Origin of the sequence: Caulobacter endophyticus (genome assembly GCF_029543245.1) — a bacterium.
GTDB lineage: Bacteria > Pseudomonadota > Alphaproteobacteria > Caulobacterales > Caulobacteraceae > Caulobacter > Caulobacter endophyticus_A.
On the sequence record NZ_JARQWV010000024.1, the window covers coordinates 51,982 to 75,967 of the forward strand.

Below are 23,986 nucleotides of genomic sequence, written 5' to 3' on the forward strand. Positions count from 1 at the left end.
CTTCAAGGGGTGCGGCGTTTTTGAATGCAGCCGGCGTCGGTCATCGCCTGGGCAAGGTGGGCGGGCGAGGGGGCGGACGGGCCGGAATCGCTTGATCGGCCGCCACCCAAGGTTAAGGTCCGTCACCTCGACGACGACGGAGACACACCATGCCCGCCCGCCGCCACCTGCTGATCCTGGCCGCCGCCGCGGCCCTTGTTCCCACCACCGGCGCCCTGGCCGCCGACGCCGCCCTGAAGGCGGCCGTCGCCTCGCCCGACCGCACGCCGGCCAGCGTCGCCCGCGACGGCGCCCGCCATCCCTACGAGAGCCTGGCGTTCTGGGGGCTCAAGCCCGGCCAGACCGTGATCGAGGTCTCGCCCGGCGGCGGCTACTGGACCGAGATCCTCGCGCCCTACGCCAAGGCCACCAAGGGAACCTACGTCGCCGGCGTCGCCGACCTGGCCAACCCCAAGCTGTCGGAAGGCGCCCGCAAGGGCCGGGCGGCCTTCGAGGCCCGCTTCGCCGACGAGGCCAAGTACGGCAAGGTCAAGTTCGTCGACTTCGGCCCGGTCGCCGCGCCGCTGGGCGCGCCGGGCTCGGCCGATCTGGTGCTGACCGCCCGCAACGTCCACAACTGGACGGTCCAGCCCGGCACGGCCGACAAGCTGTTCGCCGATTTCTTCGCCGTGCTGAAGCCGGGCGGCGTTCTGGCCGTCGAGGAGCATCGCGCCGATCCCGCCGACGAGAAGAGCGCGGGCGCCAACGGCTATCTGTCGACCGCGACCGTCGTGGCGCTTGCCGAGAAGGCCGGCTTCAAGCTGGACGCCAAGTCCGAGGTCAACGCCAACCCGAAGGACACCAAGGACCACCCCTTCGGCGTCTGGACCCTGCCGCCCGTCCGTCAGAGCGCGCCGTCGGGCCAGCCGGCCGACCCGAACTTCGATCGCGCCAAGTACGACGCCATCGGCGAGAGCGACCGTATGACCCTGCGCTTCAAGAAGCCGGCGTGAGGTCGCTTCGGGGGAAGCGCCACGGGCGTGTTTGGGGCCCTAGGGCCGCGCTTCGCGGGCGTGTTTTGAACAAGGTCGCGGTCTAGGCTGGGATCCATGCGTAACGGGGGATCGATGGACCCAGTCTCTTCCTGGTCGCGTCGCGGCCTGCTCGTCGCCGCCGGTGCGGCGGGCCTCGTCGGCTGCGGCCGCAAGAAGGACGAACCGGCCGCCAAGGCCGAGGCGCCCAAGCCCGCCGCCGCCAAGGGCGGGGCGTCCACCCTGGCCGGCGCCGTGGCCGGCGACTGGCGCAGCAGCGCCGACAAGGCCCGCGACGCCTCGCGCCATCCGGTGCAGAGCCTGGAGTTCTGGGAGATCCAGCCCGGCCAGACCGTGGTCGAGTTCTGGCCCGGCGCCGGCTGGTATACCGAAATCCTGGCGCCGTTCCTGGCCTCGACCGGCGGCAAGCTCTATGAGGCCGTGCTGGAGGCGGATCCGGCCGATCCCGCCGCCGCCGACATGGTCGCCGCTTTCCGCCGCAAGCTGGAGGCCAAGCCCAAGCTCTACGGCAGGGTCGACATCACCACCTTCGGCCGCAACAGCGGTCCGGTCGCGCCGGCCGGAAGCGTCGATCGCGTGCTGTTCCTGCGCAACCTGCACAACTGGATGGCCGGCGGCATCGCCGAAAAGGCCTTCAAGGACGCCCTGGCGGCGCTGAAGCCCGGCGGAATCCTGGGCGTCGAAGAGCATCGCGGCGAGCCCGGCCGCGTGCAGGACGTGCTGGCCGCCGACGGCTATGTGCAGCAGGCCTATGTCGAGCAACTGGCCAAGGAGGCCGGCTTTGTCCTGGCGGGATCAAGCGAGATCAACGCCAACCCCAAGGACACCAAGGACCATCCGTTCGGGGTCTGGACCCTGCCGCCGACCCGCCTGTCGGCGCCGCGCGGCGATCCGGCCGAGCCCGACTTCGACCACGCCAAGTACGACGCCATCGGGGAGAGCGACCGCATGACCCTCAAGTTCGTGAAGCCGAAGTGAGCGCCCGCATCGCCCGCCGGGTCCTGGTGGCCGTAGCCCTTACGCTGGTTGCTGGTACGGCCGCCCAGGCCCAGGCCAACAAGACGGCCCCGGCCGACAAGGTCTTCAGCTATCTGGAAAACTTCCTGAAGGTCCCGGCCCAGGAGCGCTCGCGAACCCGGGTCGCTTTCGCCCTGTCGCGCGACGGCAAGCCGGCGGCCGGCCTCAAGGCCACCCTGGTCGAGGCCGGCGGCGCGCGCACGCCTCTGCCGATCGGCGGCGATGGCCGCTTCGAGCGCCTGCCGACCCTGGCCCAGTTGCAGGGCGGCTCGAAGGTCGAGTTCGACGCTCCGGCCGACGCCAAGTTCGGCTCTACCCTGATCATCGAGCCCGTCCTCAAGCCGGCGGCCGAATACGAGGTGGCCGAGCTGAAGGCCGTGCTCGATTCCACCAACGGCGTCATCGGCAAGGCCGCCGGGCCCATGGCCATGCTGGCCCCCAAGATGACCGGCTTTGGCTTTCCGGGCGCGGCGAGCGGTGTCGTGGTGGGCGCCGACGGCAAGGTCCAGCCGCTGCCGCTGTCGGGCAAGACGCCGATCCTTCGCCTGGCCGACTTCAAGGGCGCGACCCGCGTGCGACTGTCCGGAACTCCTGCGCGGGTGGGTTTCATCCAGAGCAAAAAATAGCGTGGAGAGCGTCTGAACGGTGTTTACTTGCGGCCCGGCTCCGGCCAGGGTGCCCACCAAGTTTTCACGCGCAGAACGCTCAAGCGCAGAAAAGAGGGAGACAGCGTTTATGGCCACGTTGCAGGAAATCACCGACAAGATCAAAACCGCCGTTGGCGACGACAGCGGCCTGGGCAAGAGCCTGAAGTTCGACCTGAAGGGCGAAGGCGTCATCCTCATCGACGGCGGCTCGGTCTCGAACGACGACGGCCCGGCCGACCTGACCATGACCCTGTCGAAGGAAGACTTCCTGGCCATCGGCGCCGGCTCGCTCGACCCGACCATGGCCGTCATGACCGGCAAGCTGAAGCTGTCGGACATGGGCGCGGCGATGGCGCTGCAGTCCAAGATGGCGGCGCTGTTCTCGAAGCTCCGCTAAGCCATGGGGGAACCTGCGCCGCTGGTCTCGATTCCCGAGGCGCCGGTTCCCGACCACGGCCAGGCCGAATGGTTTTCCGGCGCGGATGGGGCGACCCTCCGCGCCGCCCTATTTTCCCCAAGAGAGTTTTCGCCCAAGGGCGATCCGCGCGGTTCGGTGGTGGTCAGCCCGGGCCGCAGCGAGCCGATCGAGAAGTACTACGAGGTCGTCGACGACCTGCTGGCGCGGGGCTTCGTCGTCCTGGTGCACGACTGGCGAGGGCAGGGGCTTTCGCACCGGGCTCTGCCCGATCGCCTGAAGGGCCACGCGGCCGGCTTTCACGACTTCGTCGGCGACTACCAGGCCCTGCTGGCGGCCTTCGAGACGCGCCTGCCCAGGCCCTGGATAGCCCTGGGCCATTCGATGGGCGGCTGCCTGACCAGCCTGGTCCTGGCCCACGGCGAAACCCGGTTTTCCGCCTGCGTGCTGTCGGCCCCGATGCTGGGGCTGAATACCGGAGGCAAGCCGGCCGCCATGGCCCGCGCCCTGGCCTGGTTGGCGGCGCGCACGCCGTTGCGCGGCGGCTACGTGCTGGGCGACGTCGGCGACCCGTTCAAGCACGTCTTCCCGCAGGACGCCCTGACCCACGACGCGGCCCGCTACGCCCGTCACCAGGCCCAGATCCGCGCCTGTCCCGATATCGCGCTGGGCGGCATCACCTGGGGCTGGACCGATTTCGCGTTCAGCGCCTGCGAGTGGCTGGTTCGCAGCAAGGGTGTGGAGGCGATCACCATCCCGGTGACCATCGTCGGGGCCGGGGTCGACACCCGCGTCCTGACCTCCGCCCAGAAGGCCATCGCCGCCCGCATCCCCAAGGGCCGCTACATCGAGATCGAGGACGCCTTCCACGAGATCCTGATCGAGACCGACGACCGCCGGGCCCGGTTCTGGGCGGCGTTCGACGAGACGGTGGGCATGATCTGATCCTTCTCCCCTTGCGGGAGAAGGTGTCGCCGCAGGCGACGGATGAGGGGTCTCTCAGACCTATCCGCATCGCCTGGCCGGACTGCTTTTCGCAGCGGCCTTGGTCTTCAACCCCTCATCCGACCTGCTTCGCAGGCCACCTTCTCCCACAAGGGGAGAAGGAAATCATTTCGCCGAGCGCTTCAGCGCCACCAGCGCCTCGTCCAGCACGCGCTGGTCGCCGGCGATGGCCATCTGGCCGCCATGCTGGCCGATCGGTGCGCCGCGCCAGTCGGTGACGACGCCGCCGGCGCCTTCGATCAGGGGGATAGCGGCCTCGACGTCCCAGCTCTTCAGGCCCGCCTCGATGACCATGTCCATCGTGCCGGCCGCGACCATGGCGTAGGCGTAGGCGTCGCAGCCCAGGCGGGCCAGCTTGGCCGCCGCGCGCACCTGGCGCCAGGCGCCCAGCTCGGCGCCGTCGAAGCAGGCTTCCGGATCGGTGGTGGCGATGATGGCGTCGGTCAGCACGGCGCAGGGCCGCACGCGCAGGGGCTTTTCAGCTCCGTGGGCGATGAGGCGCGAGCCTAGGGCGGCCGAGCCGACATAGAGCTCGCCGATATAGGGCTGGCCGATCGAGCCCAGAACGGGACGGCCCTGGTGGCGCAGGCCGATCAGGGTGGTCCACAGCGGCAGGCCGGAGATGAAGGCGCGCGTGCCGTCGACGGGATCCAGCACCCAGACGAACTCGGCGTCCGGGCGGTCCTCGCCATATTCCTCGCCGATCACGCCGTGCTCGGGAAAGCGCTCGGCGATCAGCTTGCGGATGGCCGCTTCGGCGCCACGGTCGGCCTCGGTGACGGGATCGAACGCCGCGTGAGTGTCGCGCGGCAGGTTCTTGCCGGCGGCCTTGTCCTCCAGCCCGTGGTCGGACCGGAACAGCGGCAGGATCGCTCCTGCAGAAGCGCTGTTGAGCTCGACGATAAAGGCGTCGAGGGCGGCGAGGCGATCGGCGGAGAGCGTCATGGGGGCAGGCTTTAGCCCGCCTTGGCCCACGACGCTACTCCACGAAAGCAGCTCAGGCTTCGAGCTGCTCGACGCCGTTCAGCGACTTGGCCAGGTCCAGCAGCCGGCGGCGCGGACGCTCGCCCAGCAGGTAGTAGGCCCGGATCAGGTCGATGGTCTCCTTGCGGGCGAACATCTCGCCGCCTTCGGAGTCGTTGCTGGCGGTCGGCGCGGTGTCGCGCGCGATGGCCGACAGGCCGTCATAGAAGTAGCCGACCGGCACTTCCAGCGCCTCGGACAGCTGCCACAGGCGGGCGGCCGAGATGCGGTTGGCGCCGCATTCGTACTTCTGGATCTGCTGGAAGCGCACGCCGACGGCGCCGGCCAGTTGCTGCTGGGTCAGGCCGAGCAGCCGGCGACGGCGGCGAAGGCGCTTGCCCAGGTGAGTGTCGATGTCGTTGCCCATGATGTGGACCCTTGACCCCCGATGGCTTTTCCCCCGTCCCGAAACGGAACGGTCTGCCCTGACAGCCGCAAGTCGCGCGCCAAGCGAAGCTCGCTCGCCCGATGAGGTCTGGAGGCCACGGCGCCACAGTTCCGCCTTTGGCCAAGTCGAGCTAGTAAGGGCCGATGTCCGACGCTCGTGTTACCCCCACCCAAGACTTCCTCTGGCGCCTCGAGGCGTTCGGATACGACCTGTTCATGGGTCTTTTCCGGCTTCTGGGCGTGGATGCGGCCTCGGCCCTGGGCGGGTGGTTCGGGCGCACGTTCGGGCCGCTGAGCGGCGCCCACAAGGTGGCCGACCGCAATCTGCGCCTGGCTTTCCCGGAAAAGGACGCCGCCTGGCGCGCCGACATGCTGCGCAGGCAGTGGGACGGCCTGGGGCGGACCTTCGGCGAGTTCCCGCTGATGGACAAGCTCCTGCCCTCCACGGGCCGTGTCGAGGTGGTGAACGCCGAGCGCCTAGCCCAGATCGCCCGCGACAGCGAGCCGGTGGTGTTCGTTTCGGGCCACCTGTCGAACTGGGAGGTGATGCCGGCGGCGATCGTCGATTCCGGCGTCACCTGCCAGATGACCTATCGCGCGGCCAACAACCCCTACATCGACGAGCGTATCAAGAAGAGCCGCTTCCGCTACGGCGTGCGCCTGTTCGCCCCCAAGGGCGGCGACGGCGCGCGCGAACTGCTCGACGCCATGAAGCGCGGCGAGTCGGTGGCGCTGATGAACGACCAGAAGTTCAACGGCGGGGTCGCGGCTCCGTTCTTCGGCCATGACTCGCGCACCGCCCCGGGCCCCACGCGCCTGGCCATCCGCTTCGGCACGGTGCTGCAACCGATGTCGGTGCAGCGCACCAAGGGCGCGCATTTCCGCGCCGTGGTCCACGATCCGATCGTGCCGCCCAGCACCGGCGACCGCACCGCCGACATCGAGGCCGGCGTGCGGATGATCAACGCCTTCATGGAAGACCGCATCCGTGAGCGTCCGGAGGAGTGGTTCTGGGTCCACCGCCGCTGGCCCAACGAGGTCTATGCGGCGCTGCTGGCGGGTGAGATCCCGACGAACTGAGACGTGGTGCGTCTTCCTCGCCCTTCGACGGGCTCAGGGTGAGGAAGAAGGTGGGCGTCGTAGTCGAAACCTCATCCTGAGCCTGTCGAAGGACGAGGTTTCGCCCCCTAAAGCTCGATCGCGCCCTTGTCCGTCCCGCGGCGGAACGGGCCGCCGTAGTGCGGGTCCTGGCGGCGGCGGCGGCAGGGGCCGAAATAGTCGGCGCTGCGGATGAACGGCCGCGGCTTGAAGATCACCATATCGATGCGGTCTAGTAGCGAGCGGGCCGTGACCGGCTTGACGACGATCTCGGTGACGCCGGCGTCGCGCGCCTCGAACACCCGGTGCCGCTCGGCAAAGCCGGTCAGCATGATGATCGGCAGGAACGGGTCGGGGCTGTCGGGCGAATTGCGCACCAGCTGGGTGAACTGCACCCCGTCCAGCGGCGACATCTTGAAGTCGACGATGGCGATGTCGATCTGGCGGTCCTTGAGGATCTGAAGGCCCTCGGCGCCGTCGATCGCCTCGTGCACGTGGCGCACGCCGACCCCCTTCAGGATCGTGCTGACGATCGCCCGCATGTGGTGGTTGTCGTCCACCAGGAGGAAACGGAGCTTGTCGAGCACCGCGGACATGCGGGATTACGCCTCATACGCGAATTTCAAAAGCGGGGCTGGGGATAACCATAACCACGAGGACCTGTCGATAGGGGGTGTCCCGAAATGGTCAAGTTTGATCTCATCACTGTCGCATTCCTGCGTCAGCAACCCATAGGCTGGGATCCAGGTTGCGGTCACGCCATTTCAGGCGCCAGCACAGGTGCGGACCCGTGGCGCGGCCTTCCTTGCCGACGGCGCCGATGAGCTGGCCCTGGGTCAGGCGCTGGCCGGCGGCGACGTCCACGCGCGAAAGGTGCAGATAGGCGCTGATCAGGCCCTGGCCGTGGTCGATCAGGATCAGGCCGCCCTCGAAGTGCAGGCCGGTCTCGGCGAAGGTGACGACGCCAGCGGCGGGCGCGACCACGGGCGTTCCCGCCGGCGCGGCCAGGTCGACGCCGTAGTGCGGACGCTTGGGCTCGCCGTTGAGGATCCGCTGGCCGCCGAACCGCGACGAGCGGCGCGTGGCCTTCACGGGCCAGATGAAGCCGGTGCGGAAGAAGTCGCCGTCGGCGCGGCTGGAAAAGCCCGCGGCCTTGCGCGCCCCCTCGGCGGCGATGCGGGCCAAAAGGACCGGGTCCTCCGGCGAGACCTGCGATGGCGGCAGGCCGTCGATGCGCTGGATGTCGAAGGTCCCCGGCGCGATCGCCACGCGGTGGCTGGCCGAGCCGTCCGGCGTCTGGACGGTGATCTCGGCGCTGGGCGGGGCGTCGCGGTCGAAGCCGACCACGAACCAGCCGTCGGCCGAGGCCTGGGTGGCGGGGACGCCGTCGATAAGAACCTCGGCGCGGGACGCGGTGCGGCCCAGGACGTAGCCGCCTTGTTCGAGACGGCCGCTTAGGGTCAGTCCCGGCGCCGCGGCGCCGGCGGGGAAGGCGAGGGGAGCGACGCCGCAGCTCAGGGCGGCGAGAAGCGCCCGTCTACTCAGAGGCCAGGGATTCAGGCCTTGGTCTCCTGCCAGCGCTTCAGCGCTTCCTTCGGCGTGGCGTAGGCTTCCTGCAGCTCGGGGCTCCAGTAGCGCAGGGCTTCCAGCGGGATTTTGGCGCCGGTGACGGCGCAGACCACGTACTGGCCGGGCTGGAGCACGGCGAAGTCGCCGTCGCCATAGTGCAGGACGGCCAGGCCGGATTTTCCGAGGTCGCGATCGTAAGCGTTCATGGGACTCTTCTACGCCAATCGACGCGTCTAGAACAGGTCGCCCTGCGACGACGAGGGCGGCGGCGCGGGTTTCGGGCGCGGCGCGGGCTTGGGCGCAGCCGCCGCGACCGGCGCAGGCGGGGGAGGTGGCGGCGTGGCGCCTTCGCCGTCGATCACAGCGTCGCGCTCGCCGTGCTTGAACTTCAGGTTCACGCGCTCGCCGGCGGCCAGGTCGGCGGCCGAACGGGCCAGGGTCCCGTCCATCTTGCGCACGAGGGCGAAGCCCAGCTCCAGCGGACGCTCGGGGTTCAGCGACTGGCGCAGCTTGTCCAGGCCCGCCAGGCGGTCGGTCTCGCGGTCCAGGCGGCGGCGGGCGACGGCGTTGAGGCGATCCCACAGGGCCGGCAGGCGGGCGTGCTGGGCGGCGCGCTCGGGCGCGCGGCGGGCGGCCAGGTCCAGGCGGCGCGACAGGTCGGACAGGCGCTCGCCCTTGGCCTGGCGCTGGCGGGCCAGGGCCTCGGGCGACAGGCGGGCGGTGATCTTGAGCAGGTCCTGGGCGTGGACCGAGGTGTTGCGCTCCAGCGCCGCGTCCAGGCGGCCGGCGGCGATGTCGAACCGCTGCTGGGCCAGGGCCAAGAGGTCGTTGGGGCGGGGCAGACCGCGCGCGGCCGCCTGAAGCCGCGTGCGGCGCTCCTCGACCACCCGGCCGGCGCAGCGCGACAGGCGGCGGTCGTAGTCGGAGACCAGGCCCCGCAGTTCCGCCAGCACGGGTGTGGCCATTTCTGCGGCCGCCGTCGGGGTGGGCGCGCGACGGTCGGAGACGAAGTCGATCAGTGTGGTGTCGGTCTCGTGGCCGACGGCCGAGATCAGCGGGATCGTCCCTTCGGCCACCGTGCGGGCGAGGGCCTCGTCGTTGAAGGCCCAGAGGTCTTCCACCGAGCCGCCGCCGCGGGCGACGATCAGGATGTCGGGCCGCGGAACCGGGCCGCCGGGCGCCAGGGCGTTGAAGCCCCGGATCGCGCCGGCCACCTGGCCGGCGGCGGCGTCGCCCTGCACCACGACCGGCCAGACGATCACGCGGCAGGGCCAGCGGTCGCGGATGCGGTGCAGGATGTCGCGGATCACTGCGCCCGTGGGGCTGGTGATGACGCCGACCACGGCCGGCATCGAGGGCAGGGGGCGCTTGCGCTCGGGCGCGAACAGCCCCTCGCCGGCCAGCTTGGCCTTCAGCCGCTCCAACTGGGCGAGCAGCGCGCCGACGCCGGCGGCCTCCATGCTGTCGATGACGATCTGGTAGCGCGAGCCGGCCGGATAGGTGGTGATCTTGCCGGTGACGATGACCTCGAGCCCGTGCTCGGGCCGCACGCCCAGGCCGCGCACATTGCCCTTCCAGACCACGCCGTCGATGGCGGCCTTGTCGTCCTTGATGGTCAGGTAGACGTGGCCGTTGGAGTGGTGGGTGACCTTCGACAGCTCGCCGCGCAGCCGCACGAAGCCGTAGCGGTCTTCCAGGGTGCGCTTCAGCGCGAAGGCCAGTTCCGAGACGGAATAGGCGGGCGCGTTGGAATCGGGGGCGAGGTCGGTCATCGCGGACAACATAAAGCCCTCCCCGCGGAACGGGGAGGGCTGCATGGCGAGAGCGCCTGAAACGACGCTTCTCTTCTTATGGCTGGCGGCCGCTTAGATGTAGCGGCGCAGCGAGCGGGCGAGCTCGGTGGCGCCGCCCTTCTTCTTGGTCGACTGCTGCGGCTGGTAGGCCACCCGGGCGTGCTCGACGCAGTAGGGGCCTTCCGACGAGCGGCGGCCGCAGAAGGTGAAGCTGTCCGACGACGGGTCGCCGATCGGCCACTTGCACATGTGGGCGCCGAGCGTCAGCACGGTGGCCGAGCCGGGGGCTTCGTTGCGCAGCACCGGAACCGACGGCTGCTGGTGAGCGGCGACGGGAGCCGGGGTCGGTGCGACCGGCTCGGCGGCCACGACGCGGCGCGGCGCAGTCGGGATCGTCGAGGCGGCGGCCGGACGGGCCGGGCGCGGCGCCTTGAAGGCCGGACGGGCCGGTTGCGAGGGGGCGGCGCGACCCGACAGGCCCAGGCGATGGACCTTGCCGATCACGGCGTTGCGGGTGACCCCGCCCAGTTGTTTGGCGATCTGGCTGGCCGAGAGGCCGTCCAGCCAAAGCTTCTTCAGGGTGGTGACGCGTTCGTCAGTCCAGCTCATGGCCCATCTCCGCCTAAAATCCGGGCCATGACGAGAAACCCCACCTCGCCATCGCCCTACATCTGGTGTACAGACCGCCCCGCCGGCGGCTGACCTACCAGATAGTGTAAAGAATGCGTTAAAGCGCACAATAGGCGCCATGTGGTCTGTCCACAGAAACTATATATTGATTCTCGGAGCGGGACGCTTGCGTCCGACCCTCGCCGGGCGCACATGGCGAAGGAATTTCCAGGATCGGGCCAATGAGAGACATGGCAGACAGCGTCGTTCCGCCGCAGCCGCGCGACTATCACGGCTGGAACTGGAGCGGGTTCCTCACTCTCTATCAGCGCGAGATCCGCCGCTTCTGGAAGGTGGGCATGCAGACCGTGGCCGCCCCGGTGGTCACCACGCTGCTCTACATGCTGGTGTTCGTGGTCGCGGTCGGCTCCGACCGACCGGCGGTCGAGGGCGTGACCTTCGGCCATTTCGTGGCTCCGGGCCTGATCATGATGGCCGTGCTCAACAACGCCTTCGCCAATTCGTCCTCGTCGCTGATCCAGGCCAAGATGATGGGCCTGACGTCCGACTTCCTGACGCCGCCGCTCACCCCGCTGGAGCAGGTGGCCGCCTTCGGCCTGGGCGCGGCCACCCGCGGCGTCGTGGTCGGCGCGGTCACTGCCGCCGTCATCGGCGTGCTGCCCGGCGCGGGCCTTCAGGTCTCGCACCTGTGGGCGATCATCTACTTCGCGGTCGGCGCCGCGATCATCCTGGGCCTGGCCGGCGTGCTGGCGGGCCTGTGGTCGGAGAAGTTCGACCAGCTGGCGGCGGTGACCAACTTCGCCATCATGCCCATGACCTTCCTGTCGGGCACCTTCTACCTCGTGGACAAGCTGCCCGAGCCCTTCCGCACGGCCAGCCACTTCAACCCGTTCTTCTACCTGATCGACGGCTTCCGCTACGGCTTCATCGGCCACGCCGACGGCAGCATCGCCATCGGCGTCGTGGTCACGGCCGTGCTGGCCACGGGCCTGTTCCTGTGGTGCTGGGCGCTGTTCCGCAGCGGGTACCGGCTGAAGAGCTGAAGGGTCTTCCCTTCCTTCCCGTCTTCCCGCCCTTATGGCGGGTGTTGACCGAGACCGACACTTGCTCATGACGGCCATCTGAGCGTCCGGGTGGCGTGTCGGTGTCAGCTTCGCCTCACGACCCGTGGCGGAAGTCGGCGCCGTCCAAAATCCCTCTCTCTTAGAGAGAGGGTTGCTTTGGGCGTCCCCCCACCAATGGGCGAAATCAAATCCGTCCGCGCCCCGGCGAGTTGTCGGCAGCGGTGGATGCCCCGCCACAAGGGCGGGAATGACGGGAGTTTAAGGGGGCCCCCTACCGCCCCACGCCCTTGACCAGCACCTCGACGTCCTTCGTCGGGCCGTCGTTGATCACCGCGATGTGGGTGTCGTTGATGAAGCGCAGCTGGCCGTCCACCTCCACCCGCGCCGACACCGAATAGCGGTGATTGGGCAGGATCTGGGCCGGGTCATAGGCCAGCTTGAAGGCCACGGGCGGGGCGCGCGTGCCTTCGATCACGTCTTCGGCCAGCACCTTGGCCGGCGCGTCGGCCAGGCTGACGTCCTGCAGGCGCACGATCGTCCGGGTGTTTGGCGGCAGCATGATCCGCTCGCGCCAGACCACGGTTCCGGTGACGGCGGAGGGGCCAGGTGACATGGGCGTCGAGGCGCAGCCGGGCAGGGCGGCCAGGGCCAGCAGGGCGAGGGAAACGGCGGCCTTCATCGTGGATCCTCCATGCATCACCCCCATGCCCAGGCTTAGGTCGGATCGTCCCAGGATGGCAAGTTAGCGGTCCCGCGCCGCCAGGGTGTGTCCGCCACGCCCCGCAGGGCGAAAATTCATAGTGATTTCATTGACAGGGCAGGGCTTCGCGTCGACAACGTCGGGCCTTCCAGTCCCCGCGCGAAAGCCCGGGGGCTTCTTGCCTTTTTGGGAGGCCGAATTGAGCACTGCGTCGTCGTCCAACTCCTCGCAACACCACATCATGGGCGTCTACAACCGCGCCCCGCTGGCGTTCGAACGAGGCCGAGGCGCGCGCCTGTTCTCGACGACCGGCGAAGAGTACCTGGACTGCGTGGCGGGCATCGCCACCTGCGGCCTGGGCCACGCCCACCCGGTGCTGGTCGACGCCCTGAAGACCCAGGGTGAAAAGCTCTGGCACGTCTCCAACATCTACACGATCCCCGAGCAGGAAGTGCTGGCCGACAAGCTGTGCGCGGCCACCTTCGCCGACGTGGTGTTCTTCACCAACTCGGGCACCGAGGCGATCGAGTGCGCCCTGAAGGCCGCCCGCCGCTATCACGCCGTGGCCGGCAATCCGGAACGCATCGACATCATCGGCTTCGACGGCTCGTTCCACGGCCGCTCGTACGCGGCGGTCAACGCCTCGGGCAACGCCGGCTATCTCGACGGCTTCGGTCCGCGCCTGCCGGGCTTCATCCAGCTGCCGTTCGGCGACCTGGAGGCCCTGAAGGCCGCCATCGGCCCGACGACGGCCGGCGTCATCATCGAGCCGGTGCAGGGCGAGGGCGGGGCGCGCGCCCTGACCGAGGCCCAGCTGGTCGAGCTGCGCCAGATCACCCGCGAGGCCGGCGTCCTGCTGATCTTCGACGAAGTGCAGAGCGGCATGGGCCGGACCGGCAAGCTGTTCGCCCACGAGTGGGCGGAAGGCGCCGAGCCCGACATCATGTGCGTGGCCAAGGCCCTGGGCGGCGGCTTCCCCGTCGGCGCGTGCCTGGCCACCCACGAGGGCGCCAAGGGCATGACCCCCGGCACCCACGGCTCGACCTACGGCGGCAACCCGCTGGCCATGGCGGTCGGTACGGCGGCCTTCGACGCGATCAACACGCCCGAGCTGCTCGACAACGTGAAGACCGTCGCCGGCTACTTCACCCAGCAGCTGAACGGCCTGAAGGACCGCTTCCCGGACGTCGTCCTCGACATCCGCGGCAAGGGCCTGCTGATTGGCATCAAGCTGGCGTCCAACAACCGCGAGTTCATGGCCCTGGCCCGCGACCAGCAGCTGCTGGTGGCCGGCGGCGGCGACAACTGTGTGCGCCTGCTGCCGCCGCTGAACCTGACGATCACCGAGGCTCAGGAAGCCGTGGCCAAGCTCGAAAAGACCTGCGAGGTCGTCCGCGCCCAAGCGGCGGCCTGATCGCATCCTGGACCGACGTCCTCGCCCTTCGACAAGCTCAGGGTGAGGACGTCTACTGAAGCTCATTCGCCCTCATCCTGAGCCTGTCGAAGGACGAGGGCGGCATTTCGGAAAGGTGGCCTGAGATGACCGCCCCCCGTCACTTCATCGACCTCTGGAAGCTCGACGGCGCCACGCTGCGCCTGATCCTGGAGGACGCCAAGGCCCGCAAGACCGCCCGCAAGGGCTGGCCGCAGGGCCGCGTCGACGCCGACGCGCCCGCCAAGGACCGCGTGCTGTCGATGATCTTCCAGAAGAACTCGACCCGCACCCGCTTCTCGTTCGACGCGGCCATGCGCCAGCTCGGCGGCGACGCCATTATCTCCACGGCCTCGGACATGCAGCTGGGTCGCGGCGAGACCATCGAGGACACCGCCAAGGTGCTGTCGCGCATGGTCGACGCGGTGATGATCCGCGCCAACGTCCACGCCGACGTCGAGCGCTTCGCCCAGGTCTCGACCGTGCCGGTGATCAACGGCCTGACCGACAAGAGCCACCCGTGCCAGATCATGGCCGACCTGCTGACGATCGAGGAGCATCGCGGCGACGTGGGCGGCAAGACGATCGCCTGGGTTGGCGACGGCAACAACGTCTGCTCCAGCTTCATCCACGCCGCCCCGCTGCTGGGCTTCAAGCTGAAGATCGCCTGCCCGGCGGTCTATCACGCCGACCTGCACGACCTGGCCCGCGCCGCCGGTCTGAACGGCGACGTGACCATGAGCGAGGACCCCAAGGAAGCCGTGCGCGGCGCCGACGTGGTCGTGGCCGACACCTGGGTCTCGATGGGCGACACCGACCATGACGAGCGCCTGAAGGCCTTCGAGCCCTACCAGGTCGACGACGCCCTGATGGACCTGGCCAAGCCCGACGGCGTGTTCCTGCACTGCCTGCCCGCGCACCGCGGCGAGGAAGTCACCGACGCCGTCCTCGACGGCCCGCGCTCGCTGGTCTGGGACGAGGCCGAAAACCGCATCCACGCCCAGAAGTCGGTCCTGGCCTGGTGCTTCGGGGCCATCGGCTGACCATGGCCGGCATCGAGCTCGACAAGGATGTGCGTGAAGCGGCCCTGCGCAAGCTGACGCTCTACATGCGCGACGAGCTCGATCGCCCGGTCAGCGGCCTGGAGGCAGGCTTCCTGCTCGACTTCATCGGCGAGACCCTGGGCCCGGCCTTCTTCAACCAGGGCGTCCGCGACGCGCAGACGCTGATGCTGCAGAAGCTGGACGACGTGGTCTACGAGATCGAGAAGCCCTTGGACTGATCCCTCTCCCCTTGCGGGAGAGGGTGGCCTCCCGAAGGGAGGTTGGGTGAGGGGTCTCTCAAAAGCAGGACGCCGCGAAAGCTGATCGGCTTTCGCGGCGTTTTTCGTGGGTGCGACCCCTCATCCGTCGCCTTGCGGCGACACCTTCTCCCGCAAGGGGAGAAGGAAGTTACCGCCGCTTGCCCCGCCGCACGCCCTTGGGCAGTCCGCCGCGCGGCTTGACCGCCGCCTGGCGCCGCGCGCCCAGGCGCGGGCGCGGCAGCTTCGGATCGGCCGGCAGCGGGTCGGTGAGCATCTCGAACAGCAGGCCGCCGGTCACCGGCGTGGCCTCGCGCAGGCGAACCTCGACCGACAGGCCCAGAGGCCAGCGCTTGCCGGTGCGCTCGCCGACCAGCGAGTGCAGCTTCTCGTCGTGGACGAAGAACTCCTCGCCGAGGTTGGAGATCGGCACCAGGCCGTCGGCCCCCGTCTCGTCCAGCTTGATGAACAGGCCAAAGCGGGTGACGCCGGTGATGCGGCCGCTGAAGGTCGCGCCCACCCGGTCGGCCAGGAACGAGGCGATGTAGCGGTCGGTGGCGTCGCGCTCGGCGGCCATGGCCCGGCGCTCGGCGTGGGTGATGACCTCGGCGGTGTCCTTGATCCGCGCGATGTCCTGGTCAGTCAGCCCGTCGTCGCCCAGGCCGAGCGCCCGGATCAGGCCGCGGTGCACGATCAGGTCGGCATAGCGCCGGATCGGGCTGGTGAAGTGGGCGTACTTGGCCAGGTTCAGGCCGAAGTGGCCGATGTTGTCGCTGGAATAGTGGGCCTGCATCTGGGTGCGCAGGACCACCTCGTTGATGATCGCCGCGTGCGGGCTCTCGCGGGTGTCTTCCAACAGTTGGTTGAACCGTTTGGTCTGCGGAGCCTCGCCCTTGTTCCAGCGGATCTCGAGTGTCTGCAGGAATTCGGCGAGGTTCTGCACCTTCTCCAGGCTGGGCGTGTCGTGCACGCGGTAGATCAGCGGCGAGCGCTTGGCTTCCAGGCTCTCGGCGGCCGAGACGTTGGCTTGGATCATCATCTCCTCGATCAGCTTGTGGGCCTCGAGGCTGGCGCGGCGGGTGATCGAGGCGATCTCGCCGTCCTTGGTGATGACGATGCGGCGCTCGTCGCTCTCGATGGCCAGGGGCGATCGCTGCTCGCGGCCCTTGCCCATCAGGCGGAAGGCCTCCCACAGGGGCTTCAGGATCGGGTCCAGCAGGGGCGGGGCCTTGTCCGGGTCCTGGCCGGCCGGCGGCGGGGTTCCGTCGATCGCGGCCTGGGCCTGCTCGTACGACAGCTTGGCGGCCGAACGCATCAGGCCGCGCACGAAGCGGTGGCTCTTCTTGTGGCCCGACTTGTCGAACACCATCCGCACCGCCAGCGTGGCGCGGTTCTCGCCTTCACGCAGGCTGCACAGGCCGTTCGACAGGGTCTCGGGCAGCATCGGCTCCACCCGGTCGGGGAAGTAGACGCTGTTGCCCTTGTCGCGGGCGTCGCGGTCCAGGGCCGAGCCCGGGCGCACATAGGCGGCGACGTCGGCGATGGCCACCCAGACCACCCAGCCGCCCTTGTTGCCCTCGCTGTCGTCGGGATGGGCGTAGACGGCGTCGTCGTGGTCGCGGGCGTCCACCGGGTCGATAGTCACGAACGGCAGGTCGCGCAGGTCCTCGCGGCCCTCCAGCGTCGGCTCCTTGGCGGCTTTCGCCTCCTGCTCGGCTTCTTCGGAGAAGCCGGTCGGGATGCCGTGGCTATGGATGGCGATCAGCGAGGCGGCGCGGGGGTCTTCCTCGTTGCCGACCGTCTCCAGCACGCGGCAGGGCTTGGGGCCGTAGCGACCGGCGTGGCCGCTCTGCTGCACGACCACCAGGTCGCCGTCCTTCAGGTCGCCGACGCCCGGTTGCGAGACGTCCAGGACGAAGCTTTCCTTGGACTTGCGGTCGACGGGCTCGACGCGGATTTCGCGGCGCTGCTTGCGCACCACGCCCAGCACCTTGTGGGCGCTCTGGCCCAGGCGCTTGATCAGGCGGGCCTCGTACTCGCCGCTCTCCAGCTTCTCGAAGCGCACCAGCAGGCGGTCACCCAGGCCCGGCGCGCCGGCGGCGGCCTCGCGGCGGTCCGGCGCGAGGCGGACCATGGCCACGTCCTCGTCGGCCTTGGTCAGCTTGACGAAGAGGTCGCCGTCGGCGTCGCGCTCGATCACGTCGGCCACGCCGACCGGGGGCAGGGCGCCGGCCTCGGCGAAGCCGCGGCGGCCGCGCTTGCCCAGCTGGCCTTGCGCTTCCATCTCGCGGATCATCTCGCGCAGGGCGCGGCGATCGGCGCCCTTCAGGCCGAAGTGACGGGCGATGTCGGCCTTGGCGGCCTCGCCGGCGTCGCGCAGGAACGCCAGCAGCGTCTCCTTGTCGGGCAGGCCCGCGGGCGGGCGAGCCTTCGAAGCCATCTTCGGGCGCGAGGTCTTGGGAGAAGCGGTCTTGGGGAGGCGAGGTTTGGCCATTGCTCCCCTCTAAGCCGTTTCAGGGCCGAGGGGAACGGGGCGGGCCTAGTAGAGGTCTTCGATCCGCTGCGGCGTCTGCTGGGCGGGCGGAACCTCGGGCTTCTTTTCAGCCGGCGGCGGGGTCGTGGGCGCGACCGGGGCCTGGACCACCGGCGGCGTCTCGGGAGCGACCTCCTCGGGCGCTTCCTCGACCGGCTTGACCGGCGGGGGAGGCGGCGGCGGGGCGACCTCGACCGGGGCCGGGGTCGCATCCTTGACCGGCACGCCCGAGACCTCGGCCAGCGGCGCGGTCGAGACCGCGTCGGCCGGCTTGCCGGTGTCCAGCGCGCCGCGCAGGCCCAGCACGAAGCCCACGACGCTGATCGCCGACAGCAGGACCACCACCAGCGGCAGCGGCATGGGACGTTCGAGCGTGGTCATGGCGATAGTCTACTCTCCCCGGTCGCCGCTCGTCACGCCTCGGTCTTGGCCTTGGCCGGCGCCTTCTTGGCGGCCGGCTTCTTGGCAGCCGTGGTCTTGGCGGCGGCCTTCTTGGGCTTGGCCTCGGCGGCTTCGCCCTCGGCTTTCGCCGCCTTGGCCTTGGCCGGAGCCTTCTTCGGTGCGGCGGCCTTCTTGGCCGGCTTCTTGCCGCCGCCCTTGGCGACGCGCTCGGCCAGCAGGGTCACCGCTTCCGCCAGGGTCAGGGCCGCCGGATCCGCGCCCTTGGGCACGTTGGCGTTGGTGTCGCCGTGCTTGATGTACGGACCAAAGCGGCCCGACAGCACGCGCACCGGCTTGCCGTCCTCGGGGTGATTGCCAAGCTCGGCCAGGGCCGCGGCGGCCGCGCGCTGCGGACGCCCGCCGCCGGCCCGCTTGTCGGCCAGGATGGCGACGGCGCGGTTGAGGCCGACGTCGAACACCTCGTCGGCGTTCTCCAGATTGGCGTAGGTGCCGTCGTGCAGCACGAACGGGCCAAAGCGTCCCAGGCCCGCCGTGATCGGCTTGCCGTCGTCGGGGTGCATGCCGACTTCGCGGGGCAGGCTGAGCAGGCGCAGGGCCTTCTCCAGGTCCAGCGCCGCCGGCGTCCAGCCCTTGGGCAGGGACGAGCGCTTGGGCTTCTCGCCCTCGGCCGCCACCTCTTCGACATAGGGGCCAAAGCGCCCGTTCTTCAGCCACACGGCGCGGCCGGTGGCTGGGTTGATCCCCAGTTCCTTGTCGGCGCTCTCAGCCTCGCCGTCGCCTTCGGCCACGCCCAGCTGGCGGGTGTAGCGGCATTCCGGATAGTTCGAGCAGCCGATGAAGGCGCCGAACTTGCCGGTCTTCAGCGACAGCATGCCCGCGCCGCAGGTCGGGCACAGGCGCGGGTTCGACCCATCGCCCTTGTCGGGGAAGATGTGCGGGCCCAGGGCGTCGTTCAGCGCGTCGAGCACGTTGGTGGTGCGCAGCTCGGCGATCTCGCCGACGGCGGCGTGGAAGTCCTTCCAGAACTCGCGCAGGAATTCCTTCCAGTCGAGCTGGCCGTCGGAGACCAGGTCGAGGCGCTCTTCGAGGGCGGCGGTGAAGTCGTACTCCACGTAGCGGCGGAAGAACTGCTCCAGGAAGGCGGTGACCAGGCGGCCCTTGTCCTCCGGAATGAAGCGCTGCTTCTCCATCCGCACATATTCGCGGTCGCGCAGCACGGTCAGGACCGAGGCGTAGGTCGACGGACGGCCGATGCCCAGCTCTTCCATCTTCTTGACGAGGCTGGCTTCGGAATAGCGCGGCGGCGGTTCGGTGAAGTGCTGGTCGGCGCGGGCCTCGATGACCTTGGCGGCGGCGCCTTCGACGATGGCCGGCAGGCGGGCGCTGTCTTCGCCCTCCTCGTCGTCGCGGCCTTCCTCGTAGACGGCCAGATAGCCGGGGAACAGCACCACCTGGCCGGTGGCGCGCAGGCCGGTGCGCCCGTCGTGGCTTTCCAGGTCGACCGTGGTGCGCTCGATGCGGGCGCTTTCCATCTGCGAGGCGATGGTGCGCTTCCAGATCAGCTCGTACAGGCGGCCCAGATCCGGATCCAGGCGCAGCGAGCCGGGGTTGCGGCGCATGCTGGTCGGACGGATGGCTTCGTGGGCCTCCTGGGCGTTCTTGGCCTTCGACTTGTAGATGCGCGGGGCGTCCGGCACGTAGTCCTTGCCGTAGACATTGCCGATCACTTCGCGGGCGTCGGCGATGCCTTCGGGCGCGATCGAGACGCCATCGGTACGCATGTAGGTGATCAGACCGACGGTCTCGCCGCCGATGTCGATGCCCTCGTACAGCTTCTGGGCCGCCTGCATGGTGCGCTGGGCCGAGAAGCCCAGCTTGCGGGCGGCTTCCTGCTGCAGGGTCGAGGTGGTGAAGGGCGGGGCGGGCGAGCGCTTGCCCGGCTTCTTCTCGACGGCCTCGACCTTGAAGGTCGCGGCCTGCACGGCGGCCTTGGCGGCCAGGGCCGAGGTCTCGTTGCCGAGGTCGAACTTGGTGAGCTTCTTGCCGTCGTGCTTGACCAGGCGCGCCAGGAACGGATCGCTGCCGGCCGAGACGTCGGCGTCGACGGTCCAGTATTCCTGGGTCTTGAAGCGCTCGATCTCGATCTCGCGGTCGACGACCAGGCGCAGGGCCACCGACTGCACCCGGCCGGCCGAACGCGACCCGGGCAGCTTGCGCCACAGCACCGGTGAAAGGGTGAAACCGACGAGGTAGTCGAGGGCGCGGCGGGCGAGGTAGGCCTCGACCAGCTCCATGTCGAGGTCGCGCGGGGCGCGCATGGCCTCGGTCACGGCCGCTTTGGTGATGGCGTTGAAGGTGACGCGCTGGATCTGCTTGTCCTTCAGCGCCTTCTTCTTGTTCAGCACCTCGAGCACGTGCCAGCTGATCGCTTCCCCTTCGCGATCCGGGTCGGTGGCGAGGATCAGGCGGTCGGCCCCCTTCAGCGCATCGACGATGTCGGAGATGCGCTTGGACGACTTGGCGTCGACCTCCCAGCTCATGGCGAAGTCGTTGTCGGGCTCGACCGAGCCGTCCTTGCTGGGCAGATCGCGGATATGCCCGTAGGAGGCCAGAACCGTGTAGTCGGACCCGAGGTACTTGTTGATGGTCTTGGCCTTGGCCGGGCTCTCGACGACGACGACGTTCATTACGACTCTGAGCTTAGGGGAGGTGGATCGGCCTTCCGGCGAACCAGGAGGCGAGCGCCGGAAAGTGGGGGCGAGCCTATGACAATGTCAACGGCGTCGGTGCGAACCTTTGCAATTGCCCAAGTGTCGCCTGTCGACCTCTCTCTTTAGAGAGAGACCGTCATGCGGCTTGACCGTTGATCAGTCGGCGCACGGTTTCTGGATCGGCCGCGATGGCCTTCAGCAGCGCTCGGGCGGGAGCGTCCGGCGTGGTACGCTCCTGTTCCCAGTCGCGGACAGTGGCCAGCGGAAGTTGGAAGGCTTCGGCGAACTCGACCTGGGTCATGCAGAGTTTCATCCTGATGCCTTTGATCAGGTTCACCCGCTTGAAGCGCGCCAATTCCTCCTTGGTGAGCGGTTGGGCGTCGGGATCGGACAGGGCCGCGGCCATCCGCTCTTCCTCGGTCATCGACCGCAGGCGCGCCCAGTCCGTGTCACCCTTGGGCGGGATTGGACTTGCCGCTGAAATAACGATGCGCTTCGTCCCGGGAGGCGGTGCGGGCCGAGATGAGCCGGTAGTGGGTTTCGTCATGGGTGATGGTCACCACGAACAACAGGTTTAGCGAACTCAGACCGATGATCCGCAGCCGTTCCTCCTCGTAGTCGAAACGGTCGTCGATCTCTTCGATACGGTGCTCGTCGAGGATCGCGAAACAGGCGTCCTCGAAGCTGACGCCGTGCTTGGCGAGATTGGTGCGCGCCTTTTCAATGTCCCACTCGAAGGTGACTTCCATAGTACGGGTATCCAGTACCTAGGGCAATCCACCCGCCACCATCCCGCCCGGCAGCAGTTCGGCCCGGTCGGCCAGGGCCAGCTCCACCAGCGCCGCCATCACCGCCGAGGTCGGGGCCTTGGTGGCCCGCACCAGTTCGTCGCGCGAGACTGGGGTGGGCGAGAGCAGGGCGGCCAGGCGTTCGCGCAGGGTGTCGTGGTCGATATCGTCTGCGGCCTCGTCCGGGTCCCAGGCCCGGTCGCGCTCGCGCATCGACGGACTGGCCGACAGCGAACGCAGCACGTCCTCGACGCCCTCGCACAGGATCGCGCCCTGGCGGATCAGGTCGTTGGGGCCTTTGGCGCGCGGGTCCAGCGGGGATCCCGGCACGGCGAACACATCGCGTCCCTGTTCGGCGGCAAGGCGGGCGGTGATCAGCGAGCCGGACTTCAGCTCCGCCTCGACCACGACGACCCCCAGCGACAGGCCCGAGATGATGCGGTTGCGGCGGGGGAAGTCCTTGGCCTGGGCGCGGCGCAGCGGGGCGCTTTCGGAAACGACGCAGCCGTGCTCGGCGATGCGGGCGTGCAAGGACGCATGCTCGGGCGGATAGATGTCGGCGATCCCGCCGCCCAGCACGGCGATCGTGCCGGTCGACAGCGAACCCTCGTGCGCCGCGCCGTCGACGCCCCGCGCCAGGCCCGAGACCACGACGTGGCCGTGCTGGCCCAGTTCGGCCGCCAGTTGCCGGGCGAAGCGCTGGCCGGCGGCCGAGGCGATGCGGGCGCCGACGATGGCGATGCTGGCCTGGGGCAGCAGCTCGTAGTGGCCCAGCGCCCAGATCACCGGCGGCGGCGGATCCAGCGTGGCCAGGCGATGGGGAAAGTCGGGTTCGCAGGCGCAGATCAGGCGGGCGCCCAGTCTGGCGCCGTCGTCCAGTTCACGCAGGATCTCGTCGACGGGAGGCGGCCGCAGCGGGGCCGCGCGGCCCGCTCGTCGGGCCAGGTCGGGCAGGGCGATCAGCGCCCGCTCGGGCGAGCCGAAGCGCTGAAGAAGGTGCTCGAAGGCGACGGGGCCGACCGTCTCGGTGCGCGCCAGGCGAAGCCAGGCCAGTCGCTCCTGATCCGAGAGGCCCCGTGTCATCAGGCTTCAGGAGGCGGCGCTTGCGCCGTCTTCTTCTTGCCGATCTTCGGCTCCTCGCCCTTGAGCAGGCGGGCGATGTTGTCCTTGTGACGGATGTAGATCAGCACGGCCATGAACAGGCACAGGCCCAGGATCGGATAGGGGCGGTCGGTGGCCAGGGCAAAGGGCGCGGCCAGGGCGGCGGCGGTCAGGGCGGCCAGCGAGCTGATGCGGAAAAGGGCGGCCATGGCCAGCCAGGTGGCCGCGGCCAGCAGGCCCACGGGCCAGGCGGCGGCCAGCAGCACGCCGTAGAAGGTAGCCACGCCCTTGCCGCCGTTGAACTTCAGCCAGACGGGGAAGATGTGGCCGGCGAAGGCCGCGCCGCCGGCCAGGGCGACGACCAGCGGATTGCCGTGGCTCAGCAGGTGGGCCAGGCCCACGGCGACCGCGCCCTTGCCGCCGTCGCCCAGCAGGGTGATGGCCGCCAGGTCCTTGCGGCCAGAGCGCAGCACATTGGTCGCGCCGATATTGCCCGAGCCGATCTTGCGGATGTCGCCGGCGCCGCCCAGGCGCGTGGCGATCAGGCCGAACGGGATCGAGCCCAGCAGGTAGCCCCCGATCACGGCGATCGCGAGGGTCAGATAGGCGACGGGGGCGAGGCTTTCCAAGAAATGCTACCTTTGCGCGAGCGAAACATGGCCAAGCTTGGCCGGAGAGGCAAGCCTGTTTTCGCTTCTTATAGCCGCTTCGCGCGCCGGTTCATGCTTCCGTTTGGGAAGTTCGGCTTGGGCGTCCGGGCGGGCCTGTTCTATTGAGCGGGTCATGAAGGATCCGCGCTACGCCCGTCTGATTCCCGTCCTGGTCGCCGCCGTGCTCGGCGTCGGCGCGGCCCTGGCCCTGGCGCATTTCGTCGGCAAGCCGGCCGCCGGGGACAAGCCCGCGCCGGCCCAGGCGACCAAGGTCGCGCCGCCCAAGCCAGTGGTGAGCGCGCCGGAGCAGCCCGCCGCCTCGACCTTCCTGCTGTCGATCCAGGGCATCGCGCTTGGTCCCGACGACTATGTCGACGCCTTCGGCCTGAAGCTCTCGGGCGCCAAGGTCGTGAAGGTCTGCAAGACGCCGGCCGGCTGGTCGCTGACCTCCGCGCGCGGCGGCGCGGGCCTGGATGGCCAGGCCTCGGTCGGCGCGGCCTTCCTCGACCGCGACCACATCGGCGACCTGCGGGGCCTGGCCCTGGTCGAGGTCGTCGGCGGCGACGCCTCCACCGTCGCCGTGTCCGGCACGGCCCAGGTCGGCGTCTATGGCGATATGGGGCAGGCGCGCCAGATCAAGCTGAGCCACGCCCGCGTCGCCCTGGTTCCGGCCGAGGGCTGCCCGTAGGC

The 23,986-nt window shown here is 69.4% G+C and carries 26 protein-coding genes and 2 pseudogenes; 13 read left to right on the plus strand and 15 right to left on the minus strand.

Annotated features, from left to right (window positions below):
* The first annotated feature begins 149 nt into the window (after positions 1-149).
* The 6 genes and pseudogenes from P7A99_RS20405 to P7A99_RS20430 all read left to right on the plus strand — a co-directional run.
* Complete coding sequence (locus P7A99_RS20405; RefSeq protein WP_277795587.1) at positions 150-992, plus strand: class I SAM-dependent methyltransferase; 843 nt, start codon at positions 150-152, stop codon at positions 990-992.
* A 114-nt stretch (positions 993-1,106) separates the two neighbouring features.
* The gene (locus P7A99_RS20410) at positions 1,107-2,009 is read left to right on the plus strand and encodes a class I SAM-dependent methyltransferase (protein ID WP_277795588.1); all 903 of its coding nucleotides are present in this window, start codon (positions 1,107-1,109) and stop codon (positions 2,007-2,009) included.
* On the plus strand, positions 2,006-2,674 hold the full coding sequence (locus tag P7A99_RS20415; RefSeq protein ID WP_277795589.1) for a hypothetical protein: 669 nt from the start codon (positions 2,006-2,008) through the stop codon (positions 2,672-2,674). The genes P7A99_RS20410 and P7A99_RS20415 overlap by 4 nt, the downstream gene beginning before the upstream one ends.
* 109 nt (positions 2,675-2,783) lie before the next feature.
* The gene (locus tag P7A99_RS20420; protein ID WP_101715565.1) at positions 2,784-3,092 is read left to right on the plus strand and encodes an SCP2 sterol-binding domain-containing protein; all 309 of its coding nucleotides are present in this window, start codon (positions 2,784-2,786) and stop codon (positions 3,090-3,092) included.
* Positions 3,093-3,095: 3 nt separating this feature from the next.
* Positions 3,096-4,055 (plus strand): alpha/beta fold hydrolase, encoded by a 960-nt coding sequence (locus tag P7A99_RS20425; RefSeq protein WP_277795590.1) that lies wholly within the window; start codon positions 3,096-3,098, stop codon positions 4,053-4,055.
* Positions 4,052-4,218 (plus strand): annotated as a pseudogene (locus tag P7A99_RS20430) (hypothetical protein); the annotation flags it as partial. The gene P7A99_RS20425 and the pseudogene P7A99_RS20430, both read left to right, overlap by 4 nt.
* 2 nt (positions 4,219-4,220) lie before the next feature.
* Here P7A99_RS20430 and hisN read toward each other — a convergent pair.
* Positions 4,221-5,060, minus strand: a complete 840-nt coding sequence (hisN, locus tag P7A99_RS20435; RefSeq protein ID WP_277795591.1) for a histidinol-phosphatase — start codon at positions 5,058-5,060, stop codon at positions 4,221-4,223.
* A 52-nt stretch (positions 5,061-5,112) separates the two neighbouring features.
* Positions 5,113-5,505, minus strand: coding sequence for a helix-turn-helix domain-containing protein (locus P7A99_RS20440; RefSeq protein WP_101715568.1), 393 nt, complete (start codon positions 5,503-5,505; stop codon positions 5,113-5,115).
* A gap of 164 nt (positions 5,506-5,669) precedes the next feature.
* Here P7A99_RS20440 and P7A99_RS20445 point away from each other — a divergent pair, with 164 nt between their 5' ends.
* Positions 5,670-6,605, plus strand: coding sequence for a lysophospholipid acyltransferase family protein (locus tag P7A99_RS20445; RefSeq protein WP_277795592.1), 936 nt, complete (start codon positions 5,670-5,672; stop codon positions 6,603-6,605).
* 107 nt (positions 6,606-6,712) lie between these two features.
* Here P7A99_RS20445 and P7A99_RS20450 read toward each other — a convergent pair whose 3' ends face one another.
* From P7A99_RS20450 to P7A99_RS20470, 5 genes are all read right to left on the minus strand, one after another.
* Entirely contained in the window at positions 6,713-7,219 is a 507-nt protein-coding gene (locus P7A99_RS20450) for a response regulator (protein ID WP_277795593.1), read from the minus strand.
* Between the two features lie 106 nt (positions 7,220-7,325).
* Entirely contained in the window at positions 7,326-8,168 is an 843-nt protein-coding gene (locus P7A99_RS20455) for a M23 family metallopeptidase (RefSeq protein WP_347276702.1), read from the minus strand.
* A gap of 11 nt (positions 8,169-8,179) precedes the next feature.
* A complete protein-coding gene (locus P7A99_RS20460; RefSeq protein ID WP_058347630.1) occupies positions 8,180-8,398 on the minus strand; it encodes a DUF2093 domain-containing protein in 219 nt (72 codons plus the stop codon).
* A 27-nt stretch (positions 8,399-8,425) separates the two neighbouring features.
* A complete protein-coding gene (xseA, locus tag P7A99_RS20465; RefSeq protein WP_277795616.1) occupies positions 8,426-9,964 on the minus strand; it encodes an exodeoxyribonuclease VII large subunit in 1,539 nt (512 codons plus the stop codon).
* A 93-nt stretch (positions 9,965-10,057) separates the two neighbouring features.
* Positions 10,058-10,594, minus strand: coding sequence for a cell cycle sigma 70 cofactor GcrA (locus P7A99_RS20470; protein ID WP_277795594.1), 537 nt, complete (start codon positions 10,592-10,594; stop codon positions 10,058-10,060).
* 242 nt (positions 10,595-10,836) lie between these two features.
* Between P7A99_RS20470 and P7A99_RS20475 the strand changes: the two genes are divergently transcribed.
* The gene (locus P7A99_RS20475) at positions 10,837-11,658 is read left to right on the plus strand and encodes an ABC transporter permease (RefSeq protein ID WP_101719657.1); all 822 of its coding nucleotides are present in this window, start codon (positions 10,837-10,839) and stop codon (positions 11,656-11,658) included.
* A 292-nt stretch (positions 11,659-11,950) separates the two neighbouring features.
* On the opposite strand, the gene P7A99_RS20480 is transcribed toward P7A99_RS20475, so the two are convergent.
* Positions 11,951-12,358, minus strand: a complete 408-nt coding sequence (locus P7A99_RS20480) for a YbaY family lipoprotein (protein ID WP_277795595.1) — start codon at positions 12,356-12,358, stop codon at positions 11,951-11,953.
* 220 nt (positions 12,359-12,578) lie between these two features.
* Here P7A99_RS20480 and P7A99_RS20485 point away from each other — a divergent pair, with 220 nt between their 5' ends.
* From P7A99_RS20485 to P7A99_RS20495, 4 genes and pseudogenes are all read left to right on the plus strand, one after another.
* On the plus strand, positions 12,579-13,793 hold the full coding sequence (locus P7A99_RS20485; protein WP_277795596.1) for an aspartate aminotransferase family protein: 1,215 nt from the start codon (positions 12,579-12,581) through the stop codon (positions 13,791-13,793).
* A 21-nt stretch (positions 13,794-13,814) separates the two neighbouring features.
* Positions 13,815-13,891, plus strand: a pseudogene (locus P7A99_RS25260) (hypothetical protein); the annotation flags it as partial.
* 27 nt (positions 13,892-13,918) lie between these two features.
* Positions 13,919-14,854 carry an ornithine carbamoyltransferase gene (gene argF, locus P7A99_RS20490; RefSeq protein WP_277795597.1) on the plus strand — a complete coding sequence of 312 codons (936 nt, stop codon included), beginning with the start codon at positions 13,919-13,921 and terminating at the stop codon, positions 14,852-14,854.
* Positions 14,833-15,093, plus strand: a complete 261-nt coding sequence (locus tag P7A99_RS20495; protein WP_277795598.1) for a DUF2164 domain-containing protein — start codon at positions 14,833-14,835, stop codon at positions 15,091-15,093. Before argF ends, P7A99_RS20495 begins: the two co-directional genes overlap by 22 nt.
* A gap of 169 nt (positions 15,094-15,262) precedes the next feature.
* Here the strand turns inward: P7A99_RS20495 and rnr are convergent, their stop codons facing one another.
* The 7 genes from rnr to plsY all read right to left on the minus strand — a co-directional run bounded on the left by rnr (position 15,263) and on the right by plsY (position 23,275).
* The gene (rnr, locus tag P7A99_RS20500; protein WP_431307696.1) at positions 15,263-17,551 is read right to left on the minus strand and encodes a ribonuclease R; all 2,289 of its coding nucleotides are present in this window, start codon (positions 17,549-17,551) and stop codon (positions 15,263-15,265) included.
* 99 nt (positions 17,552-17,650) lie between these two features.
* Positions 17,651-18,025, minus strand: a complete 375-nt coding sequence (locus P7A99_RS20505) for a hypothetical protein (RefSeq protein WP_277795600.1) — start codon at positions 18,023-18,025, stop codon at positions 17,651-17,653.
* Between the two features lie 32 nt (positions 18,026-18,057).
* Positions 18,058-20,733 carry a type I DNA topoisomerase gene (gene topA, locus P7A99_RS20510; protein ID WP_277795601.1) on the minus strand — a complete coding sequence of 892 codons (2,676 nt, stop codon included), beginning with the start codon at positions 20,731-20,733 and terminating at the stop codon, positions 18,058-18,060.
* A 160-nt stretch (positions 20,734-20,893) separates the two neighbouring features.
* Entirely contained in the window at positions 20,894-21,181 is a 288-nt protein-coding gene (locus P7A99_RS20515; protein ID WP_277795602.1) for a helix-turn-helix domain-containing protein, read from the minus strand.
* Positions 21,182-21,206: 25 nt separating this feature from the next.
* Positions 21,207-21,506 (minus strand): BrnT family toxin, encoded by a 300-nt coding sequence (locus P7A99_RS20520; protein ID WP_277795603.1) that lies wholly within the window; start codon positions 21,504-21,506, stop codon positions 21,207-21,209.
* Between the two features lie 18 nt (positions 21,507-21,524).
* A complete protein-coding gene (gene dprA / locus P7A99_RS20525) occupies positions 21,525-22,628 on the minus strand; it encodes a DNA-processing protein DprA (RefSeq protein ID WP_277795604.1) in 1,104 nt (367 codons plus the stop codon).
* Positions 22,628-23,275 (minus strand): glycerol-3-phosphate 1-O-acyltransferase PlsY, encoded by a 648-nt coding sequence (gene plsY / locus P7A99_RS20530; RefSeq protein ID WP_277795605.1) that lies wholly within the window; start codon positions 23,273-23,275, stop codon positions 22,628-22,630. Before plsY ends, dprA begins: the two co-directional genes overlap by 1 nt.
* A 154-nt stretch (positions 23,276-23,429) precedes the next feature.
* Between plsY and P7A99_RS20535 the strand changes: the two genes are divergently transcribed.
* On the plus strand, positions 23,430-23,984 hold the full coding sequence (locus tag P7A99_RS20535) for a hypothetical protein (RefSeq protein WP_277795606.1): 555 nt from the start codon (positions 23,430-23,432) through the stop codon (positions 23,982-23,984).
* The last annotated feature ends 2 nt before the right edge of the window (positions 23,985-23,986 follow it).

Bases quoted from the DNA above. Each gene is read 5' to 3' on its own strand.
- P7A99_RS20475 (WP_101719657.1), top strand. From the start codon at position 10,837: ATGAGAGACATGGCAGACAGCGTCGTTCCGCCGCAGCCGCGCGACTAT.
- P7A99_RS20535 (WP_277795606.1), top strand. From the start codon at position 23,430: ATGAAGGATCCGCGCTACGCCCGTCTGATTCCCGTCCTGGTCGCCGCC.
- hisN (WP_277795591.1), bottom strand. From the start codon at position 5,060: ATGACGCTCTCCGCCGATCGCCTCGCCGCCCTCGACGCCTTTATCGTC.
- P7A99_RS20470 (WP_277795594.1), bottom strand. From the start codon at position 10,594: ATGAGCTGGACTGACGAACGCGTCACCACCCTGAAGAAGCTTTGGCTG.
- P7A99_RS20425 (WP_277795590.1), top strand. From the start codon at position 3,096: ATGGGGGAACCTGCGCCGCTGGTCTCGATTCCCGAGGCGCCGGTTCCC.
- rnr (WP_431307696.1), bottom strand. From the start codon at position 17,551: ATGGCTTCGAAGGCTCGCCCGCCCGCGGGCCTGCCCGACAAGGAGACG.
- P7A99_RS20520 (WP_277795603.1), bottom strand. From the start codon at position 21,506: ATGGAAGTCACCTTCGAGTGGGACATTGAAAAGGCGCGCACCAATCTC.
- P7A99_RS20450 (WP_277795593.1), bottom strand. From the start codon at position 7,219: ATGTCCGCGGTGCTCGACAAGCTCCGTTTCCTCCTGGTGGACGACAAC.
- P7A99_RS20410 (WP_277795588.1), top strand. From the start codon at position 1,107: ATGGACCCAGTCTCTTCCTGGTCGCGTCGCGGCCTGCTCGTCGCCGCC.
- P7A99_RS20405 (WP_277795587.1), top strand. From the start codon at position 150: ATGCCCGCCCGCCGCCACCTGCTGATCCTGGCCGCCGCCGCGGCCCTT.
- P7A99_RS20420 (WP_101715565.1), top strand. From the start codon at position 2,784: ATGGCCACGTTGCAGGAAATCACCGACAAGATCAAAACCGCCGTTGGC.
- P7A99_RS20445 (WP_277795592.1), top strand. From the start codon at position 5,670: ATGTCCGACGCTCGTGTTACCCCCACCCAAGACTTCCTCTGGCGCCTC.
- P7A99_RS20505 (WP_277795600.1), bottom strand. From the start codon at position 18,025: ATGACCACGCTCGAACGTCCCATGCCGCTGCCGCTGGTGGTGGTCCTG.
- dprA (WP_277795604.1), bottom strand. From the start codon at position 22,628: ATGACACGGGGCCTCTCGGATCAGGAGCGACTGGCCTGGCTTCGCCTG.
- topA (WP_277795601.1), bottom strand. From the start codon at position 20,733: ATGAACGTCGTCGTCGTCGAGAGCCCGGCCAAGGCCAAGACCATCAAC.
- argF (WP_277795597.1), top strand. From the start codon at position 13,919: ATGACCGCCCCCCGTCACTTCATCGACCTCTGGAAGCTCGACGGCGCC.
- P7A99_RS20480 (WP_277795595.1), bottom strand. From the start codon at position 12,358: ATGAAGGCCGCCGTTTCCCTCGCCCTGCTGGCCCTGGCCGCCCTGCCC.
- xseA (WP_277795616.1), bottom strand. From the start codon at position 9,964: ATGACCGACCTCGCCCCCGATTCCAACGCGCCCGCCTATTCCGTCTCG.
- P7A99_RS20515 (WP_277795602.1), bottom strand. From the start codon at position 21,181: ATGACCGAGGAAGAGCGGATGGCCGCGGCCCTGTCCGATCCCGACGCC.
- P7A99_RS20440 (WP_101715568.1), bottom strand. From the start codon at position 5,505: ATGGGCAACGACATCGACACTCACCTGGGCAAGCGCCTTCGCCGCCGT.
- P7A99_RS20460 (WP_058347630.1), bottom strand. From the start codon at position 8,398: ATGAACGCTTACGATCGCGACCTCGGAAAATCCGGCCTGGCCGTCCTG.